Genomic DNA, 20,279 nt, shown 5'->3' with positions numbered 1-20,279 from the left:
TCGCCGACCTCTCCCGAACGGCTCCGAGCGAGTGATGCAGGTAGACTGCAGAATCTGCAAGCCGTCCTGCGCCGCCTTGACGAAATGGAGCTTGCCAAGCGGCTTTAGGCGTAGCCATTAGACCTGATGCGACTGCGCCAGATCGAAATTTTCTATCATGTGTACCGGACTGGCTCGATCAGCGCAGCAGCCCGCGATCTAAACGTTTCGCAGCCTTCGGTAAGCAAGGTGCTGCGGCATGCGGAAGACCGGTTGGGGTTTGCACTGTTCATGCGCCGCAAGGGGCGCCTGATCCCGACGGCCGCTGCAGATGAACTTTTCGTCGAGGCCGAAGACATTTACGCCCGGCTCTCCACTTTCAACCGTTCGCTGGAAAACATGCGCAGCAGGAAGGGCGGCCACCTGAGGCTGGGAGTGCTGCCCTCGCTCAGCCTGTCCGTCGGGCCCGAACTGGTTGCGCACCTGCGCGACCAGGACCCCGATCTCAGCTTCGAGCTGACGACCTTGCATTCGGTCGAGATAGAAGCGGCGCTGCGTGAAAAGCGTGTCGACATGTGCATCGGGTTCGAGCCGGTCGACGATCCGCGTATCCAGAACCACCACGTCGGTGACGGCCGCATGGTCATAGTTTCCGGGCAACCTCTCGCCGGCTCTCCTGCAGAGGTGAGCGAACAGGTCCTGCACGGTGCCGAGATGATCGGCATCAGCGAAAGCGGTCCGTTGGGCACGATGATAAGGCAGCAGCTCGACGATCGCGGGATCGTCCCGCAGGAAGTCGCGACCGCCCATACATATCACGTGGCCCTGTCCTTGGTGCGCAAGGAGGTAGGGCTTGCGCTTACGGACCAGTTCACCGCCTATTCCCACCTTGGTGCGGGTTTGCAGCGTTACCTTTTGTCGGATTTTCCCGGCTATTCGATCTACGCCATCACGCTGGCCGACCACCCCGATGAGGGCAAGGTTGCGCCCGCCGTCGACGCGTTGCGCGAAGTCGTCGCAAGGGTCGCCGAAGGTATCCGTAGTCTCCAGCCCAGGGAGCCATAACCTTTCGCTATACCAAGCTTGTGAGAAATTAGCTGAAAGGAATTGCCGTTTTGGCGAAATTCCGTCAGCTTTGTCTCGGGACGCTCAGTGGGGAGAGGTTTTTATGAAATTCGGTGGCAAGACTACGTCCGCGCTGTTCTGCGGCACGGCCCTGGCGCTGGTCGCGGCGCAGCCCGCTTTCGCGCAATCGACTGAAGAAGGTGACGACGAGGACCTTTACGCTGAAGACGCTGCTGCGACAGACGAAAATCTCATCGTCGTAACCGGTACGCAGATCCGCGGCGCTCAGGTCGACGATGTCCTGCCGGTCACGGTGGTCGGGGAAGAGCTTATCGACGCCATCGACCCTGCTTCCGGCGACGAATTGTTCCGCGCAATCCCACAGGCGGGCAGTGTCGAATTCAACGAGCAGAACACGACAGGCGGCGTCAACGGCGCCCGCGGCGATATCGCTTCGATCAACCTGCGCGGGCTTGGCACGGGCAACACCTTGCTGCTGATCAACGGCCGCCGCATGGTGCTCAATCCGGGTTTCCAGACCGAACTTTTCGTTCCGGTCGTATCGCCCGACACCAACACCATCGTGCCCGGCAGCATCCGCCGCGTCGAAGTGCTGCGCGACGGTGCCTCGGCCGTATACGGCGCCGATGCCGTTGCGGGCGTCGTGAACACCATCCTGCGGGGCAATCGTACAGGCGGGTTCATCCAGGGCAATTGGCGCGCCTCGGAAGGCACCAGCCTCTACAGCTATTCGCTGCGCGGCGGTTACGGGTTCGATTTCGCGGATGGGCGAGGTAATCTGACCCTCAACGGCTACTATTTCCACGAGAACGGCCTGCGCGCGACGGCACGCGATTATTCCGCGTCGAGCGACCTGCGCCCCTTCCTTGTCGGCACACCGTTCGAAGGCGATACGCAATTCGACAACCGCTCGATCAATTCTCCCTTCGGTGCCTTCGATATCCAGGGGTCGCGCGCCACATCGTCGAACACCACGGCGCTGCGCGACGATGACTTCCACATCCAGCCGTGCATCAACTTCGGCCCGAATGGCGCCGCAGACAGCGATGGCCGGGTGATCGACCTCGGCAACGGCTTATGCGCCGACAATGGCGGGACCATCGATCGTAATCTGCGTCACGATCTTGGCGCCAATCGGTTCCTCTTCTCAGAGAAGGACCGTTATGCGGCGCAGGCGCTCTTCAGCTACGAGATCAGCCCGTCGGTAGAAGCCTATCTCGAAGGCTCCTACTACCGCTCGGAATCCTTCCGCGAGCGTGAACAGAGCACCATGCTCAGTGCCGTTCCGCTGGGCGTAGAGGCGAGCGCTTACTGGAACCCGCTTGGGCCTACCCTGCTGGCGGACGGCTCGCCCAATCCCAACCGCGCGGATAACGGCCTCGGTTCGGGTGTGACCGACGAAGGCCGCGCGCTCCTGATGGAGGATTATCGCTTCATCGATGCAGGGCCGCGGCGCGGCTATGTCGACAAGGACACCTATCGCATCGTGGTTGGCCTGCGCGGCGACCTGTGGGGATGGGACTTCGACACCGGCTTCCTCTATTCGCAGGCCAACACCACCGATCTTACCGAAAACCGCATCTCGAGCACGCTCGCTCAGGATGCGATCAACCGCACCGATCCGACGGCCTACAATCCCTTCAACGGCGGGTGTTTCCCCGGCGAACTCGGCGCGAATACTGCCGACTGCACGCCCAATCCGCAGTCGGTCATCGATTCGATCACGGTCGACGTCTTCCGCAAGGGCGAGACCACGCTCGCGCTGGCCGACTTCAAGGTTTCGAAAGCGAATATACTCGAACTGCCTGCCGGCGGTGTCGGTCTTGCGGCCGGCGTGGAATTCCGCCGCGAAACCTTCGAGGATGACCGCGATCCGCGTCTCGACGGGACGATCACCTTCACCAATGCCGTGAACGGCGACTTCTTCGGCAGCGACGTCCTCGGGTCCAGCCCATCGCCCGACACCAGCGGCAGCCGCGAGGTCTATTCGGCCTTTGCCGAAGCGCTGATCCCGGTCGTGTCGCCCGACATGGGCATTCCGTTGGTGAACGAGCTGGAAGTCCAGCTCGCCGCCCGCTTCGAGGATTTCTCGGATTCGACCAGCGCCTTCGTGCCGAGGGCTGCAGTGGCTTGGCGTCCGTTCTCCGACCTGCTGCTGCGCGGCGCCTATTCGCAGGGCTTCCGCGCGCCGAACCTTATCCAGATCAACGACGAGGGGACGACGCGTTCCAACTCGGTGGTCCGGGCCGTCGAATGCGTCGCAGAGATCATCAAGGGCGACGAGGACGATGTGCCAGATTGCGGCACGGTCGGTACGATCGACTTCCGGACCGGGGCCGGAACGCTGGAGCCGGAAGAAACGGAAAGCATCAATCTTGGTGCGGTCTTCGAGCCGAGCTTCATCCCGGGCCTGACGCTCACTGCCGACTATTGGCGCGTGAAGCAGGATGGCATCATCGGCATCTTCGGCAATCGCAATGCACTCTTGCTCGACCTCGTTTTGCGTCTTCAGGGCAGCTTCAACCCGAACGTCGTCCGCGACGATCCGGACGCAGGCCAGATCGCACTGTACGAGGGAACGGGTATTCTGCCTGCCGGCGACGTGCAGCAGATCCTCAACCCCTATCGCAACCTCGACCAGCGCACGTCGGAAGGGCTCGATTTCGGGCTCTTCTATGAATTCGGCACCGGCTTCGGCGACTTCGACATTCAGGTCAACGCAGCGCGCCTGCTCGGTTTCGAGCAGGAAGCGGGCCCCGAAGCCCTGCCGCTGTTCACCGAGCTCACGCCGCTGCTGGAGGCAATTCCGGAGCTTTCGATCAGCGATGTTGCGGCCCTCCAGCCGACCGGTTTCGGCGAATTGCTCGAAATCGATGGCCGCCCGAAATGGCGTTATTCCGGCTCGATCACCTGGAGCGATGGTCCGGTGCGGGTGAACCTGTTCGGTCGCTATGTCGGCAGGGTCTTCGATCCCAGCGCCCAGAACGACGAGACGGCCGAATTTTTCGAGGTCGACGACTGGTTCACCATGAACGCATCGATCAGCTACGAGATCGAGGCCGACAACGCTCTCGATGGAACGCGCCTGCGCTTCGGCATCAATAACATCACCAACGAAGCGCCGCCGATTGCCGATGAAAGCTACGGGTTCTATGGCAGCCTGCACAGCGCTCGGGGACGCCAGTTCTCGATCGACCTGCGCAAGGAATTCTAAGGCCCGTCAGCCGGGAGACAGCGATGAATCGCGGAATTTCCGCATGCCTTGCCGGCGCGATATGGCTTAGCGGCTGTGTCGCGCCGGGGACGGCATCACTTGATCGTGCAGTGGAGCCGCTTGCGGTTGCCGACGCGCGTTGCAGCGACGGCTCGGTTGCGATCGACACGGCATTCGATGCCGGCGCGCTTGCTTCCTGCACCGTGGGAGATGATGGACGCATCTCGATCACCCTGTCTCCCGAAGACGCTCCGCCGATAAATTGCAGCGCGTGGTATGCGTTTCGCCTGCACAGCAATGCGCCTCGCTTGGTCGGTATCGACCTCAATTACACCGCCTGTGGCCACCGGTACGAACCCAAGGTCAGTTACGACGGGGTCGAGTGGACGTATCTCGATCCTTCCATGGTCGAAGTAACGGAGATCGACGGTACCAGGATGGCGCGCCTTTCCGTCCGCACCGACGGACGCCCGCTGTTCGTCTCCGCGCAGGAGATTATTGGTCCCGCGACTTACGATGCATGGCTCGACGGGCTCGAAGAAACCGCAATGGTCGAGCGCGAAACGCTGGGACCTTCGGCAGAAGGTCGCGCCATCGAGATCGTGTACCTCGGCAATCCGGCCGCACAGGAGCAGGTGGTCCTGGTCGGCCGCCAGCATCCGCCGGAAGTGACCGGTGCATTGGCGATGTTCCCCTTCGTGGAAACCTTGCTCGAAGACACCGAATTGGCCCGCCGCTTTCGCGAACGATTCCGCATCTCGGCGGTCCCGCTCCTCAATCCCGACGGCGTGGTGAAGGGCCATTGGCGGCACAACACCGGCGGGGTCGACCTCAATCGCGACTGGGGTCCTTTCACCCAGCCCGAGACGCAACTGATGCGGGATGTGCTTGTCGCTATCGACAATGACCCGGACAAGCGCCTCCGCTTGCTCCTCGACTTTCATTCCACCGGCCGCGACATCTTCTATACGATCCCCGACGAACTGCCGACCGATCCGCCGCTCTTCACGCGCAACTGGCTGGCCCGCTATCAGGACCGGATGAGCGGGTATGAAGTGACCCGCGATGCGCGACACGAGGCCGGTCGCCCGATTTCCAAGGCACACGCTTTCGATACCTACGGTGTGCCCGCGGTGACATTCGAGCTCGGTGACGAAACCGACCGGACGCTCATCCGTCGCATCGGGCGCGAAGCAGCCATAGCGATGATGGAAGAGCTGCTCGCAACCAAGCGGCCATGAAAGTTGGCAACGCCGCCCTTCCGGCGTTTGCCGCGATCTTGGCGGGGTGCCAGTCGCTGCCGGGCGATGCGCCGCTTGTTCCCGTCGACCTCCTCATAAGCGGCGGAACGGTTTACGACGGGACCGGTAGCCCGGCGACGGCAGACGACCTGGTCATTTCCGGCGGTCTCGTCGCTTATCTTGGACCTGACGCACGGAGCAGATTTCTCCCGGCGCGCGAGATCGATGCGACCGGCCTGGTCGTTGCCCCCGGTTTCATCGATCCACACACTCATGCGGCGGGCGATCTGTCCTCCGATCGAGCGGACCGCCGCGCCAACCTGCCTTTCGCTTTCCAGGGCGTCACGACGGTGGTGGTGGGGAACGACGGGGGCGGAAGCCCCGACGTTGCCGCGCAGGCCGAACTGGCCAGGGCACAAGGCATCGGCACGAATGTCGCCTATCTCGCCGGCTTCGGCCCCATCCGCGAGGAAGTGCTCGGCAAGGAAGATCGCGCGCCCGAGGCAGATGAGATGGCGGTCATGAAGGCGCGCCTGCGCGGCGCCATGTGCGAAGGAGCATGGGGTTTTTCCGCGGGTCTCTATTATGTGCCCCAGGCCTATTCCCAGACCGACGAGGTTGTCACCTTGGCCAGAGTCGCAAGCGGCCTGGGCGGCTATTACGACACGCATATGCGCGACGAGAGCACGTATAACGTGACCGTCACCGGCGCTCTGGCGGAGACGCTGGAGATAGGGCGCCTGGCCGATATCCCCGTACACATTGCGCATATCAAGGCTCTGGGACCTGCGGTCTGGGGGCACAGCACGAGAATGATCGAGGCGATCGAGGACGCCCGTGCTGCCGGGCAGCGCGTGACCGCGGATCAATATCCGTGGGAAGCGTCCGGCACCCGGATCAGCGCGGCCCTTGTCCCGCGATCAGCCCTCGAGGGTGGCCTCGACGCTTTGCGGAAGCGATTGAAAGAACCTGAGACCCGCGCAGCCATCCGCGCTGCGATGGTCGACGGGATTGCGAGACGGGGCGGAGCAAGCAAGCTCCTGATTACCGGTCGGCTGGGAGAGGCAGAAATCGATACCGGCCTGACGCTCGAGGAATATGCAGAGGCTGCAAATATCGAGCCGGTGGACGCGGCGATTGCAATCCTGATGCAGGGCGATGCCCGCGTTGCTTCCTTCAATATGAGCACGGACGATATCGCCGCATTCGCGGTGCGCGACTGGGTAGTGACGGGTTCCGACGGATCGAGTGGACATCCGCGCAAATATGGCAGCTTCCCGAAGGCCTATCGCGACCTCGTCCTGGGCGAGCCGGGCATGGATCTGGCGCGGTTCGTCGAGCGTAGCAGCGGGCAGACGGCGAAGCTGATCGGCCTTCAGGATCGCGGTCGCCTCGCGCCCGGGATGGCCGCCGACGTGGTCATCTTCGATCCTGTAACATTCGCCCCGCAAGCGACCTATCAGGCGCCGCGGGAACTATCGGTTGGCGTGCGGCACCTCTTCGTCAATGGCGAGCAGGTGATTGCCGAAGGTGCGTACACCGGCAGCCTGCCTGGTCGCCCCTTGCTGAAACGTACCGCTTGCGCACAGGGCAACGACGACAGTTAGGCGGGCGAACCTACGATCTGGGCGAGCCGGTTGGAAGAACCCATCGCCAGTGTCCATCCCAGCATGCCGTGACCGACGTTGATTGCCAGCGAAGACGAAAGCTTGCGTGTGACCGGCAGCGAATTCGGGGTCATCGGACGAATGCCCGCCCACCCTTCGTCGCTTGCCGAATAATCTGCGGCATGGGGCATGACCGCCTGTGCCTGCCTTTTCATCGCCTGAAGGTGGCCGGCGTCGACTGCGGCCCGACTCTCTCCAAGCTCGGCGCGCCCGGCGACGAGGATCCGGTCTTCGAGCCGCGTGAAAACCAGCCTGTTCGCACTGTCGGTAATCGAGACTTCGGGTGCCTTGCGTCCGGCAGGCGCGGTAAAGGAATAGCCCTTCATGGGCACGATCGCTTGCCTGTGGCCGAGCGGGGCAAGCAGCCGGTTCGCCTCGTGCCCGCCTGCCACGACTACCATCGATGCCGAGTGGGCATCGCCATTGGCGAAACGGACAACGCTCTCCGCGTTTCCATCCTCGATCTCGACTGCCCTCATGCCACCCCGGAAGATGGCTCCGTATTCCTTCGTGATGGTCTCGAGCAGGCGCTTGCAGAACAGGGCGCAGTCTGCCGTCTGGTCTTGCGGCGCATGGACGGCGCCGGCGAATTGCGGAGCGAAGCCTTCGAGCGCAGGCTCGATCTCCATCGCAGCCGAGCGTGAAACGATGTCCTGCGGCTGGCCGAACTGCGCAGTCAGGCGCAACGTGGCGCGCGCATCCTCGACCGATTTCGTAATGGGCAGCAAGACCAGCTTGCCGGCATCGCGCAGGCCGAAGGAAAGGGCGTGATCGTCCAGGAGCCTGTCCATGGCGCGGCGGGATTCGCTTGCCAGCCGGCTGCATTCCAGCGTGTTGCGCGCGTAGGCACCACGGCGGCACTGCCAGATGAAAGATGCCAGCCACCGGGCGTAAGCAAGGTCGGGCCTGAGGGAGAGCCGGAAGGCGGGGTCGTATCCAAGGGCGAGCTTGGGCAGTTTCGCGACAAGGCTCGGCGAGGCGAGCGCGCCCGTATGCGAATAACTCAACTGACGACCGTTTCCCCGGGAAGCTCCGGCCGCCACATCAGGGGCGGCGTCGACCAGTTCCACCGTCCATCCCTTCCGTGCGAGGGCATAGGCGCTGGTTACGCCGATCACCCCGGCGCCGATGACAATGGCAGTCCCCGTCGAACCCATGGGAGATAACCTGCGCTCTTGGGAAACAGCACGCCAGAGCGAGGCGTGATGCTTGGCATAGCCCCCATCTATGGCTTGGCTGGCGGCATCCGATGCCGCGCCTTCAAGCACACCCAGTGTTGCAGCACTGCACGGTGCGCCGCTCTCGCGCCAGGTTTGGCAACGCGGGCCCTTTTCTTTCCGGCCATCAATTTCTTAACTGGTCTGCAAGTGCGCTTCATGCAGAGGTCCGGCTTCCGTAGCGTCACCCCAAAGGCACAGGCCTGGGTGCATTGGGCTGGCTGAAGGTCCTTGTCGATTAGGGCAAATAGGGTTTTGACAAAGATGACCTGAACGTGGTGAATTCCGCCCGGGTTGTTGGGAAGAGAGCTGGATCCGGGAAAACCCGGACAAGTCTGGAGAGAGAGATGAACTACCGAACCAAGATAGTAGCGGCTGCATTGTGCGGGACCGTATTGTCCACGCCGGCCTTCGCGCAAAACACCGAACCGATGGATTCCAGCGCGTCGACCGACGGGCAGATCGACGGCGACAGCGAACTTCTCGGCGGCGACACCGACGTCATCATCGTGACCGCGACCAAGCGCGCGCAGGACGTGCAGCAAATCCCGCTGGCGGTGACGGCAGTCAGTCCGGCACAGCTGGAACAGCAGGGTGTCGTGAACGTCCAGAACATCACCCAGGTTTCACCCAGCTTCTCGACCTCGCAAGCGCAGAACTCTTCCGGCACGGTGGTGTTGCGTATTCGCGGTGTCGGTACGACATCGAACAACATCGGCTTCGAAAGCGCGGTCGGTATCTTCGTCGACGGCGCCTACCAGTCGCGCCCGGGCATTGCGCTTTCCGAATTCGTGGACGTCGAGCGCGTCGAGGTTCTGCGCGGTCCGCAAGGTACGCTCTTCGGACGCAACACCTCTGCCGGTGCGCTCAACATCATCAACAAGCGGCCCGACCTGTTCGAATTCGGCGGTTTCGTGAATGCGACCTATGGCAATTACGACCAGCTGAGCGTGCAGGGCGCGGTCAACATGCCGATCGTGCAGGACAAGGTCGCGGTTCGCCTGACCGGTGCCTGGCGCGAACGTGACGGCTTCATCACCGTCAACGACGCGAACGGCAACTTCCTCGAAGACACCAACAGCGTCGACCAGTTCCTTGTTCGCGGGCAAATCGGCTGGGAAACCGACGGCGGCTTCCGCGGCCGGATCATCGGCGATTATTCGGAATCCAGCGGCGACTGCTGCGGTCCGGTAGAGTTGCTGCAATCGCCGGTCGAAACCGGCGGTCTCTTCGGGATTGTCGGCGTCGGTCCGCGGGGCGGCATGTCGGCTCCGGTCGTTGCCACCAACCCTTTCGACACGACGACTGCCGAAGAAGCGACCGAAAACCAGATTGCATCGGCCGATACCGAACACCTGTCCTCGACAAATCAATGGGGCATCCTCGGCGAATTCGAGCTCCCGCTGAGTGACAGCATCGATGCGGTCTACATCGGTTCGTACCGCAAGTACGAGAACGACGAGAGCTACGATTCCGATTTCTCGGGCCTCGATGTGTTCAACATCCTTCCCGGTGGCGGCACCACGATCGAGACCATGACGCACGAGCTTCGCTTCCAGGGCGATGCCGGCCGACTGCAGTGGATGCTGGGCGGATACTACTCCAACGAGAAAATCGACCAGACCGTCGTCGCCGGGCTCGGCGCCGACTACGGCGAGCTGTCCGGAGCTTTGCTGGCCGGCGGCAGTGCGCCGATCGTACCGCCGCTGGGCATTTTCTATGCCGCTGCGGCCAACGGGCTTGCGCTCGATCCGGCCAACCCGCTCACATTCCTGAGTGGCGGTGTCGACCCGGCAGGCACGACCAGCACCAATTTGTTCGAACAGGACAGCACCAGCTGGTCGATCTTCACGCACAACACGTTCGACGTGACCGACAGGCTCAGCCTGACGCTCGGTGCGCGCTGGTCGGATGAGAGCAAGGACGGCAGCTTCGACCAGCTGGCGGTCAACAATCCGACCTGCCTCGGCTTCCTGAATGGTGGCGTGACCCGTCTCGGCCAAGCAACTGGCGCGGCGGGCGTTCCCGCGGCTGCGATCCCGGGCGTGGTCGGTGCGCTGGCCCCCACGGCTTTCGTGCTCAGCTGTTTCCCCTTTGTGGCACCGGCCATCGGCACGGACGCAATCCCGCTTCCGCTGCCGCGCGAATTTGCCGGCGAGTTCAGCGATGAAGAGCTGATCTACACGGTCAAGCTGGGCTACGATTTCGGCGATGTGAATGCCTACGGCAGCTTCACGCACGGCTACAAGGCGGGCGGTTTCAACCTCGATTCCACTGCCGCGGTCGGCGGCGCCGACCCGCGCTTCGATAGTGAAGAAGTCGATGCCTACGAACTTGGCCTCAAGGGCCGGTTCCTCGATGGCGACCTGACAACCAATATCGCTATCTTCTACCAGGAATTCAGCGACTTCCAGGTCCTCGAATTCACCGGAGCCCAGTTCCAGACCTTCAACGTGCCCAAGGCGCTGTCGAAGGGCATGGAATTCGAAGCGCAGATCCGCCCCGCTGCCGGTCTGACGGTCAATGCGGGTGTTACCTACACCGATGCGTCCTATCCGGACGATTGCGCGACCGATGCCGATCCGCTGCGGGTGCGCAACCTGTGCGGTGCTCCGCTCACCAACGCCCCGGAATTCGTGTCGATCGTCGGCACGACCTATCGCGGTGATATCGGCAACAGCCTGAGCTTCTTCCTGAACGGCCAGATCCGTGCGGAGAGCGATCGTCGCACCTCGACGCAGCCGCGCGAAGTGCCGACAACCGCAGCAGATCTCGGCAACACGCCGCTGCTGCCGTTCGATTACCAGGACGGCAACATCAAGATCAACCTGCGCGCCGGTATCGGCGGAGCGGATGAACGCTGGGGTATCGAAGGTTGGGTCACCAACCTCACCAACGTCGTCACGCGCGGTGTGACCTTCAACACGACCCTGCGGTCGGGTTCGCGGTCTGCCTTCACGCAGGAACCGCGGATGTATGGTGTGACGGTCCGCGGCAAGTTCTGATCGCGGGACATGTCGATGAATTGGGGGCGGCCTTCGGGTCGCCCCTTTTTCGTTGCGGGTAGCGGCCGGCGTTCTAGCCCTGCCGTCTTGGGCCCAGATAGCCGAACAGGTAGGCGGCAACCTTGCGCATCTGGATTTCCTCCGCGCCTTCGGTGATCCGGTAGCGGCGGTGGTGGCGATAGATATGCTCGAACGGCTTGTGGCGTGAATAGCCGATCCCGCCATGCACCTGCATCGCGCGGTCGGCAGCTTCGCAGACCAGGCGGTTCGCCCAGTAATTGCACATGGACACCTTGTCGGAGATCGTCCGCTCGATCTCCTCGTGCGGCATATTGTCCATTTCCCAGGCAGTCTTGTAGATCAACAAACGCAGCATTTCGCATTGCGTCGCCAGTTCGACCAAGGGGAACTGGATCGCCTGGTTGCGCGCCAATTCCTCGCCGAAGGGTTTGCGTTCACGCGCGTATTTCACGCTCTCCTCGACGCAATAGGTTGCTGCGCCAAGGCTGCTCGCGGCCTGCCGGATGCGGTTCTGGTGGACGAAGCTCTGCGCCAGCGCGAGGCCGCGACCTTCTTTGCCAAGGATCGCGCTATCGGGCACCCATACATCGGTGAAGCTTAAGCGCGGATGGTCGGTGGGCATGTTGAAGGTCCACATCCACTCTTCGATCTCCAGTCCTTCGGTCGGATTGGGGACGAGGAAACAGGTAATCCCGCGCGCCGCGCCGTCTTCACCGTCCGTGCGGGCGAAGAGCGCGCAGTGCGTGGCGACATGCATGCCGGTGATCCACATCTTCTCGCCGTTGATCCGCCAGCCGTCGACACCGTCGCGCGTTTCGCGCACCGCGCGGGTTTCCATGTGGGTGGCATCCGAACCGTGGTCGGGCTCCGTCAGGCCGAAGGCGACGCGCCGCGTGCCCTCGAAACCGCCGAGAATGAATTCTTCTTTCTGTGCCTCTGTCCCGAAGGTCTCGAACATGGCGACGAAGGGGAAATTCCCGACAATACTGTGTTCGTTCTGGAGGTCGTTGTGCAAGCCGAGCCCACGCTGCGCGAAACGGTCGCGGATGACTGCCATCCACAGGTTCGACCCGTCCTTGCCGCCGTATTTCTTCGGCGCGGAAAAGCGCCAGTGGCCGGCCTCGTCCGCCACTTTGCGTGCCTGGCGCAGCAGGTCTTCCCACTCGTGGTTCGGTAAGCCGCCCCGTTCCCAGTCGGTGCGCGCATTTTCGCGGCGGTGGTCGAAGAAACGGATGTTGTCGTCCTTCGCGACCAGCGGTTCGATCTTAGCCTCGATGAAGGAAACGAGTTCGGCGTAGTAGTCCTCGAGGTCCTGCGGAATGCTGAAATCCATCAATCGTCTCCGATCCATTGGCGCCGCGCCACCGCGAGCGAGGGGTATTTGGGCACATCCGCCGAAAGTTTTGCGAAGGCCATCTCGCGCAATTCGGCGAGCAAGCCGGGGGACGCGAGATCGATTTCGCCTTCCAGCAGTGCCTCGGCAAGCTCGGCATCACCTTCGACCGGCATGAGCGCATCGTCCCGGGCGATCATCCCCAGAGCGTTACGGGCAACCGCGAGCTGGAAGCGGTCGTGTCCTTCCATGCGGTCCTTGATCGTCGCGAGCCATTCCGAGATGGCCGTCGCGATTTCACCGCTGGTCGCCTCTCCCTGCGCCTTGGGCGCTTCGGGCGCAGCGATCGACTGGCCGCGTTCTTCCTCCGGTGCATCCTCCTCCAGCAACAGCAGTAGGTCCAGTTCCTGCTCACTGGTCCGGCGCGAAATGACCACGCGTTCCAGCATGCGGTCGTCGCCGCTGCGCCAGTAACTCGCCATCTTGAGGCAGCCCAGCGCCCACCAGACGGTGCGATAGACAGTCCAGAAGCGGAACCGGGCCGGATCGACGGTTCTGCCGCCAGCCGCCTCATATGCCGCGAAGTAATCTTCCAGCGAGCCGAGGCCGAGGGCCGGACGATCGTACCCACCGAAACGCCAAACGGCCATGCATCCGAAGGCGAGGTCTTCGTGCCAGTCCCCGAAATGCGCCAGCTCCCAGTCGAGCACGCCGGTCAGGTGGCTGTCCTCGGCAAGTAGATTGCCCAGCCGGAAATCGCCATGATTGAGAACCGGATCGACCGGGTCGGGCAGATTGTCCATTAGCCAACGCAGGCCCAGGGCAATGATCGGCCTGTCGCCGGCTGCATCCTCAAATTGCTGGCGCAGGTTCGCCACCGCTTCGGCGTAATCCATGACGGGGACATCGTCCGGAAGATCGCTAGCGCGGAGCGAATGGATGCGGGCGAGATCTCCGGCAGCCTCGACCAGAATTTGCCGCTGGGCGTCCATCGACTGGATTGCGCGCGGATCGGGCGTGCCGGGCAGCGCTTCCATGATGAAGCCGGAGCCAAGGCCGTCGCTTTCCTCCAGGACACCGGCAATGCGGGGCGCGGTCACGCCCTTCTTTTGAGCCGCCTCGATGATTGCCGCTTCGGTGGCATGGCCGAACGGGCGCTCGGTCATGAACGCCATGCTCGGCGCGCGGCGCAAGACGTAGTCCTTGCCGCCCGCGTGGAAGCGCCAGCTCTCCATTGTGGCGCCGCCGGTCAGGCGTAGCGCTTCGCCGGGCGTTCCAAGGCCGAGGCGTGCGCACGCCTGTTCGAGTCCCGTGTGCATTGCGTCCGATTTTCCCCCTTGGTCCATAGTGGGTGTATGTGCCCCATGACTGCCGCGCCCTCAAGGATGGTCTCGCACGGTTGCATGGCTGTCGCCCTTCGCTAGGGGTGGGGCGTTAACGAAGCGGGATGAAGAGAAAGCGAATGACCGATCGTCAGCTGAAAAATGCTTTCCCTGCCGCGGTCGGGCCGAAATCTTGATATCGTTCGACGAAGCCAGCGCGATCCTGCGCGAAGCGGCACGGCCCCTGGAAGAGGTGCTGGTCGCGATCGGGGAGGCTGCCGGACTGCGTCTTTCGCGCTCCGTCGAGGCCCGCATGGATGCACCGCGTTTCAATGTCTCCGCGATGGATGGATACGCTGTGCGCGATGCCGACCTTCCCGGACCTTTGCGCGTCGTCGGCAAATCCTATGCCGGTTCGCAAGCGCTACAGGCTATTTCGCAGGGCGAAGCGGTCCGCATTTTCACTGGCGCGCCGGTTCCCGAGGGTGCCGATCGCGTGCTGGTGCAGGAGATCGTCGAGACGCGGGGCGAGCAGCTCGAGATCGTCGGCGAATATGGCGAAGCGCGGCACATCCGCGCCCGGGGGTCGGACTTTCGCGAAGGCGAGACCTTGCTGGAGGCAGAGACACGGTTGGGGCCACGGCAACTGGTCGCTGCTGCCGCCGCCGATTGCGCAGAGGTCTGGGCGTGGCGGGCACCGCGGATCGCGATCCTAGCCACCGGGGATGAATTGGTCGCGCCCGGCACAGCTAGCGACCGTCCCGGCGCCTTGCCCGACAGCATCACGCCGGCCCTTGCCGAGATGGCCCGCCAGTATGGTGCGACGATCGTCGGCAGCGAGGTCGCACCGGACGATCCCGACAGGATCGAGGAACTGGCCGCCCGATTGCTTGACCGGTGCGATGTCCTGGTAACGATCGGCGGCGCATCGGTGGGAGAGCGCGATTTTGCCAGTCGTTCGATAGAAGGAGGTAACTTTCGCACTCTCTTTTCCAGGATCGCAATGCGCCCGGGCAAGCCTGTCTGGTGCGCGAAGGGTGATGGTGAGCGCTTCGTTCTCGGCCTGCCGGGCAACCCGACGTCTGCGCTCGTCACTGCGCGGCTCTTCCTCGCTCCGCTTGTCACCGCGCTTGCGGGTGGAAGTTACGACGAGGTGCTGGACTGGCGAGAACTCGCACTGGCGGAGGACCTGCCCGCCCCCGGTCCTCGCGAACATTTCGGGCGCGGCGCTCTCAGCAAGGGGAAGGCACTGCCCTTCGCCAACCAGCAATCGGGGGCGCAGGCCTTGCTGGCAAAGGCCGATCTGCTCCTGCGTCAAACCGGAGGATCCGGCGGTCTTTCGGCAGGGCAGTCCATTCAGGCGCTCGACTTCTGACCGGGCGTAGCTACTCTCCTGGCATGCATGATGCGGCGCCCCTGATCGACGGCTTCGGCCGGCGGATCGACTACGTGAGGATGTCGGTCACCGACCGGTGCAACTTGCGGTGCACCTATTGCATGGCAGAGGACATGCAGTTCCTGCCCCGGCGCGACCTTTTGACGCTGGAAGAGCTTGCGGGACTTGCGCGCCATCTCGTCGCTCGCGGCGTGAAGCGCATCCGCCTGACGGGTGGAGAGCCGCTGGTCCGGCGCGGATTTCTCAACCTCGCGAGGGAACTCGGCGCCCTTCGCGCAAATGGGCTGGAAGAGCTCACCCTGACAACCAATGGCGTCCTCCTGTCCCAGATGGCGGAAGAGCTTTTCGCGGCCGGGATCGAGCGGATCAATGTGAGCCTCGATACGCTCGCCCCGTCGCGCTTTGCCGCGATTACGCGGGGCGGGGATGTGGCGCGCGTGATCGAGGGGATCGATGCAGCGCGTGCGGCAGGCATTGCGGTCAAGATCAACATGGTCGCCATGCGAGGCGTGAACGATACCGAGTTCGTATCCATGGCGCGCTGGTGCGGCGAGCGCGGCTGCGACTTGTCACTGATCGAGACCATGCCGCTCGGCGAAGTGGAGGGTGAGCGGGCCGACACGTACCTGCCCCTCACGCACGCGCGCGCGGCTCTCGAACGCGAGGTGACCCTGATGCCGACGAGCTACCAGACGGGCGGTCCGTCGCGCTATTTGGAGGTGGCCGGGACCGGGCGCCGGATCGGCTTCATCACGCCGCTGAGCGAGAATTTCTGCTCTTCCTGCAACCGCATCAGGATCGCGGCCACGGGCACGGTTTATGGCTGTCTGGGGCACGACCAGAAGGTCGAGTTGCGGAACATCATGCGTGAAGGCGGCGAGGGCGCGCTCGATGCGGCGATGGACGCGCTCCTGGCAGGCAAGCCCCGGCGGCACGACTTCGATATTGCGGCCGATACGCCTGCGACCTCCCGCCATATGAGCGTTACCGGAGGCTAGACGCGAAAAGCGTTGCAATTGCGAACCGTTTCGACTTGTCTCCGGGTCAGAGAGAAATCGAGATCGTGGAGAGAGAAGAATGGCCGAACACGCCGCACACGGACCGCTGACCGGATTGAAGGTGGTGGAGTTCCAGGGGATCGGCCCGGGACCGCACGTGGCCATGATGCTGGCGGATCTCGGCGCGGAAGTCGTGCGGATCGAGCGTCCGGGACACCAGCCGATGAACCCCGTCGTAGAACGGGCCCGCCATCGTGCCGCCGTCGACCTCAAGAGCGAGGAAGGACAGCAATTCGTCCATGAGGCGTTGAAGCATGCGGACGTTCTGGTCGAAGGCTTTCGTCCCGGCGTGATGGAGCGGCTGGGCCTTGGCCCCGATGTGTTGCTCGAAGCCAATCCGCGCCTCGTCTATGCGCGCATGACCGGATGGGGGCAGGACGGTCCGCTGGCGCAGGCTGCCGGGCACGACCTCAATTATATCGCCATCACCGGCGCACTCGATTCCATCGGGGCGAAGGGCGAACTGCCGATCCCGCCGCAGAACCTCGTCGGCGATTTCGGGGGCGGGTCGATGTATTGCGCCATGGGTATTCTCGCCGCGCTCTACGAGCGTGAGCGCAGCGGCAGGGGACAGGTCGTCGATGCGGCGATCGTCGATGGCGTGACCAGCCTGATGAGCTTTTTCTACGGACAGCCGCACAGCGCCCTGCGGACAACCGAACGCGGCGCTGGGCTGCTCGGCGGGGCGGCGCATTTCTATCGCTGCTACACCTGTGCGGATGGCAAGGAAGTCAGCGTCGGTGCGATCGAGCCGCAATTCTATGCCGAACTGCTTCAGCGCGCGAATGCCCCTGAGGAATTGCGCGAAGGGCAGATGAACCCGGCGAACTGGGACGATTACACCGAGAAGCTCGCGGCCCTGTTCAAGACGAAGCCGCAGGCGGAATGGGTCGAACTGCTCGAAGGCACCGATGCCTGTTTCGCCCCGGTCGTCCCGCTCGACGAGGCGAAGGATCATCCGCACATGAAGGCGCGCGGTGCTTTCGTCGAACATGGCGGTCGCTCGCACACGGCGCCCGCTCCGCGCTTCGACCGCACGCCGGGCACGATCCGCGACAGTGCACAGGACGGCGAAGAGGTGGTGGCGCGCTGGTCGCAAGGGAGCTAATGGACCGCGCATAAGGAGAGAAATTCCCATGCGCGATTGCACCAAGTTCTACATCGACGGCCAGTGGGTCGACCCGGTCACTGAGAATACCCAGCCGGTCGAGAACCCCGCAACGGAAGAAACCATCGGCCACATCAGCTTCGGCAGCGCGGCCGATGTCGACAAGGCGGCCAAGGCCGCGCGCCGTGCGTTCGAGACGTTCAGCCAGACGAGCAAGGAAGAGCGCCTTACCCTGCTGCGCGCGATCCAGGCCGAGATCGCCAATCGCAAGGACGATCTCGCGCTGGCGGTCTCCGACGAGATGGGCGCGCCGATGAGCCTCGCGAACGGCCCGCACACCGGCCTCCTCGCAGGCCACTGCCAGACCGCAATCGAAGTGCTGGAAAAGTTCGAATTCGAACGCCAGGACGGCCCGACGCTCCATATCTGGGAGCCGATCGGCGTGGTCGGCATGATCACCCCGTGGAACTGGCCGCTGAACCAGATCGCCTGCAAGGTCTTCCCCGCGCTGGCGACCGGCAACACGATGATCCTCAAGCCGAGCGAGATCGCACCGTTCGACGCCTATATTTTCGCGGAGATCATGGATGCCGCTGGCGTTCCGGCTGGCGTGTTCAACCTCGTGAATGGCGATGGCCCCGGCGTGGGTGAAGCCATCTCGGGCCATCCCGACATCGACATGGTCAGCTTTACCGGCTCGACCCGTGCGGGCGTGCTCATTGCCAAGAACGCCGCCGATACGGTCAAGCGCGTGGCGCAGGAATTGGGCGGCAAGAGCCCCAACATCATCCTCGACGACAGCGCCTTCACCCAGTCGGTCATGCGCGGCACCACCGCGATGATGGGCAATTCGGGCCAGACCTGCACGGCACCCAGCCGCATGCTCGTGCCTCACAAGCGCATGGAAGAAGCCAAGGCTGCGGCCAAGGAAGCTGCCGATGGTGTCATTCCTGGCGACCCCAAGGGCAATGCCACCATCGGCCCGGTCGTGTCGAAGGCCCAGTGGGACAAGATCCAGGGCCTCATCGAAAAAGGCATCGAGGAAGGCGCGACGCTGGTCGCGGGCGGTCCCGGAAAGCCGGAAGGCCTCGAGACCGGCCATTACGTCAAGCCGACCGTCTTCGCCGATGTCACCAACGACATGACCATCGCGCGCGAGGAAATCTTCGGGCCGGTCCTCGCGATGATCGGCTATGACGATTACGAGGACGCGATCCGCATCTCGAACGACACCGAATACGGCCTCGCCAGCCACATCATGGGCGAGGATATCGAGACCGCGAAGAAGCTCGCCAAGCGCATCCGTGCAGGCCGTGTCGCCATCAACGGCGGCTACGACATGAACGCGGCGTTCGGCGGCTACAAGAAATCGGGCAACGGCCGCGAATGGGGCGAGTGGGGCTTCCACGACTTCCTCGAAGTCAAGGCCGTCATGGGGCATAGCTGATGGCGGGCCGGCATTTTGACGAATGGCAGGTCGGCGACAGACTGACCCATGAAATCCGGCGTACGGTGACAGAGGCGGACAACCTCTTCTTCACCGTGATGACCCACAATCCGCAGCCGCTCCACCTCGACGTGGAAGCGGCCAAGGAAAGCGAGTTCGGGCAAATCCTCGTCAACGGGACTTATACCTTCTCGCTGATGGTCGGCCTGAGTGTGGGCGACACAACGCTCGGCACGCTGGTCGCGAACCTCGGTTACGACAAGCTGGTGATGCCCAAGCCGGTGTTCATCGGAGACACGCTGCATGCCACCAGCGAGGTCATCGCCCTGCGCGAAAGCAAGTCGCGGCCCGACACCGGCATCGTTACCTTCCTGCACGAAGCGGTAAACCAGCGCGGCGAAGTGGTCTGCCGCTGCGAACGCTCGGCCCTCCTGAAAAAGAAGGGCTGACCCTCGCCTGCACCCCTTTTCGCCCTTCGCGCGTTGAAGGGCGAAGGGGAGCGCAATGGCCGAAGAAAAATCCCAGTCCGAACCCGATGGCGTCGAGAGCGTTCTGGGCGAACTCGACGACCTGACGACCAAGAACGACAAGGTTTGTGTCGGCGACGTCCTCGACGATTTCGGCGGGCGCAGTTTCGGCCCCTTCATCATGATCCCGGCCCTGCTGGAGATCACGCCGGTCGGCGGCATTCCCGGCGTGCCGAGCTTCCTTGCCGCGGTCATCGCGCTGATCGCCGTGCAACTCCTGTTCGGCAAGGAGCATATCTGGATGCCGCAATGGCTCCAGGAACGCGCAGTCGAAAGCAAGAAGCTCCACAAGGGCATCGCCAAGCTGCGCGGGATCGCCCACTGGCTGGACGAACACAGTCACGGACGCCTCGAGGGACTTACCGAGGGCGTGTGGATCAAGATCGCGGCGGTGGTCATCCTGTTGCTGTGCGCAACTGTCCCGCCGCTCGAAGTCCTGCCGTTTGCCAGCAGCGCGCCCATGCTGGCGATCGCCGCCATCGGCCTGGCGCTGACGGTCCGCGACGGGGTCATCATGCTCGCAGCACTTGCGCTCGCCATCGCGGCGATCGGCGGCGGCACCTATTATTACTACACTTCGGACGAAGAGGGTTCGGGCGGCGGCATGGCCATCATCCAACCCGCTGCCTATCGCATAGTTGCTTGACGTAAACGCGAT

14 protein-coding genes are annotated in these 20,279 nt (G+C 63.4%); 11 read left to right on the top strand and 3 right to left on the bottom strand.

From position 1 onward, the window contains the following. Positions 1-126: 126 nt before the first annotated feature. From LCM24_RS04565 to LCM24_RS04550, 4 genes are all read left to right on the top strand, one after another. Positions 127-1,044 carry a LysR family transcriptional regulator gene (locus LCM24_RS04565; RefSeq protein ID WP_224802935.1) on the top strand — a complete coding sequence of 306 codons (918 nt, stop codon included), beginning with the start codon at positions 127-129 and terminating at the stop codon, positions 1,042-1,044. 103 nt (positions 1,045-1,147) lie between these two features. Continuing rightward, positions 1,148-4,279, top strand: a complete 3,132-nt coding sequence (locus tag LCM24_RS04560) for a TonB-dependent receptor domain-containing protein (RefSeq protein ID WP_224802934.1) — start codon at positions 1,148-1,150, stop codon at positions 4,277-4,279. A 23-nt stretch (positions 4,280-4,302) separates the two neighbouring features. Beyond that, positions 4,303-5,520, top strand: a complete 1,218-nt coding sequence (locus tag LCM24_RS04555; RefSeq protein WP_224802933.1) for a M14-type cytosolic carboxypeptidase — start codon at positions 4,303-4,305, stop codon at positions 5,518-5,520. Further along, positions 5,517-7,127 carry an N-acyl-D-amino-acid deacylase family protein gene (locus LCM24_RS04550; protein WP_224802932.1) on the top strand — a complete coding sequence of 537 codons (1,611 nt, stop codon included), beginning with the start codon at positions 5,517-5,519 and terminating at the stop codon, positions 7,125-7,127. The genes LCM24_RS04555 and LCM24_RS04550 overlap by 4 nt, the downstream gene beginning before the upstream one ends. Here the strand turns inward: LCM24_RS04550 and LCM24_RS04545 are convergent. Beyond that, complete coding sequence (locus tag LCM24_RS04545) at positions 7,124-8,344, bottom strand: FAD-dependent oxidoreductase (RefSeq protein ID WP_224802931.1); 1,221 nt, start codon at positions 8,342-8,344, stop codon at positions 7,124-7,126. The two genes, LCM24_RS04550 and LCM24_RS04545, sit on opposite strands and share 4 nt — an antisense overlap. Positions 8,345-8,835: 491 nt before the next feature. Here LCM24_RS04545 and LCM24_RS04540 point away from each other — a divergent pair, with 491 nt between their 5' ends. After that, positions 8,836-11,409 (top strand): TonB-dependent receptor, encoded by a 2,574-nt coding sequence (locus LCM24_RS04540; protein ID WP_224802930.1) that lies wholly within the window; start codon positions 8,836-8,838, stop codon positions 11,407-11,409. A 73-nt stretch (positions 11,410-11,482) separates the two neighbouring features. On the opposite strand, the gene LCM24_RS04535 is transcribed toward LCM24_RS04540, so the two are convergent. Beyond that, positions 11,483-12,763 (bottom strand): acyl-CoA dehydrogenase family protein, encoded by a 1,281-nt coding sequence (locus tag LCM24_RS04535; RefSeq protein ID WP_224802929.1) that lies wholly within the window; start codon positions 12,761-12,763, stop codon positions 11,483-11,485. Then, entirely contained in the window at positions 12,763-14,082 is a 1,320-nt protein-coding gene (locus tag LCM24_RS04530) for a phosphotransferase family protein (RefSeq protein ID WP_224802928.1), read from the bottom strand. Before LCM24_RS04530 ends, LCM24_RS04535 begins: the two co-directional genes overlap by 1 nt. 196 nt (positions 14,083-14,278) lie before the next feature. Here LCM24_RS04530 and LCM24_RS04525 point away from each other — a divergent pair, with 196 nt between their 5' ends. The 6 genes from LCM24_RS04525 to LCM24_RS04500 all read left to right on the top strand — a co-directional run bounded on the left by LCM24_RS04525 (position 14,279) and on the right by LCM24_RS04500 (position 20,267). Continuing rightward, a complete protein-coding gene (locus LCM24_RS04525) occupies positions 14,279-15,460 on the top strand; it encodes a molybdopterin molybdotransferase MoeA (RefSeq protein ID WP_224802927.1) in 1,182 nt (393 codons plus the stop codon). Between the two features lie 23 nt (positions 15,461-15,483). Beyond that, positions 15,484-16,479, top strand: coding sequence for a GTP 3',8-cyclase MoaA (gene moaA / locus LCM24_RS04520; RefSeq protein WP_224802926.1), 996 nt, complete (start codon positions 15,484-15,486; stop codon positions 16,477-16,479). Between the two features lie 79 nt (positions 16,480-16,558). Continuing rightward, on the top strand, positions 16,559-17,647 hold the full coding sequence (locus LCM24_RS04515; protein ID WP_224802925.1) for a CaiB/BaiF CoA transferase family protein: 1,089 nt from the start codon (positions 16,559-16,561) through the stop codon (positions 17,645-17,647). Between the two features lie 28 nt (positions 17,648-17,675). Next, the gene (locus LCM24_RS04510; protein ID WP_224802924.1) at positions 17,676-19,094 is read left to right on the top strand and encodes an aldehyde dehydrogenase family protein; all 1,419 of its coding nucleotides are present in this window, start codon (positions 17,676-17,678) and stop codon (positions 19,092-19,094) included. Then, a complete protein-coding gene (locus LCM24_RS04505; protein WP_224802923.1) occupies positions 19,094-19,543 on the top strand; it encodes a MaoC family dehydratase in 450 nt (149 codons plus the stop codon). The genes LCM24_RS04510 and LCM24_RS04505 overlap by 1 nt, the downstream gene beginning before the upstream one ends. A gap of 55 nt (positions 19,544-19,598) precedes the next feature. Further along, complete coding sequence (locus LCM24_RS04500) at positions 19,599-20,267, top strand: exopolysaccharide biosynthesis protein (protein WP_224802922.1); 669 nt, start codon at positions 19,599-19,601, stop codon at positions 20,265-20,267. Positions 20,268-20,279 lie beyond the last annotated feature (12 nt).

The organism is Qipengyuania aquimaris (assembly GCF_020171965.1).
Taxonomy (GTDB): Bacteria; Pseudomonadota; Alphaproteobacteria; order Sphingomonadales; family Sphingomonadaceae; genus Qipengyuania; species Qipengyuania aquimaris_A.
The sequence above is the reverse complement of the archived record's forward strand: the minus strand, read 5'-3'. Positions and strand labels throughout refer to the sequence as shown.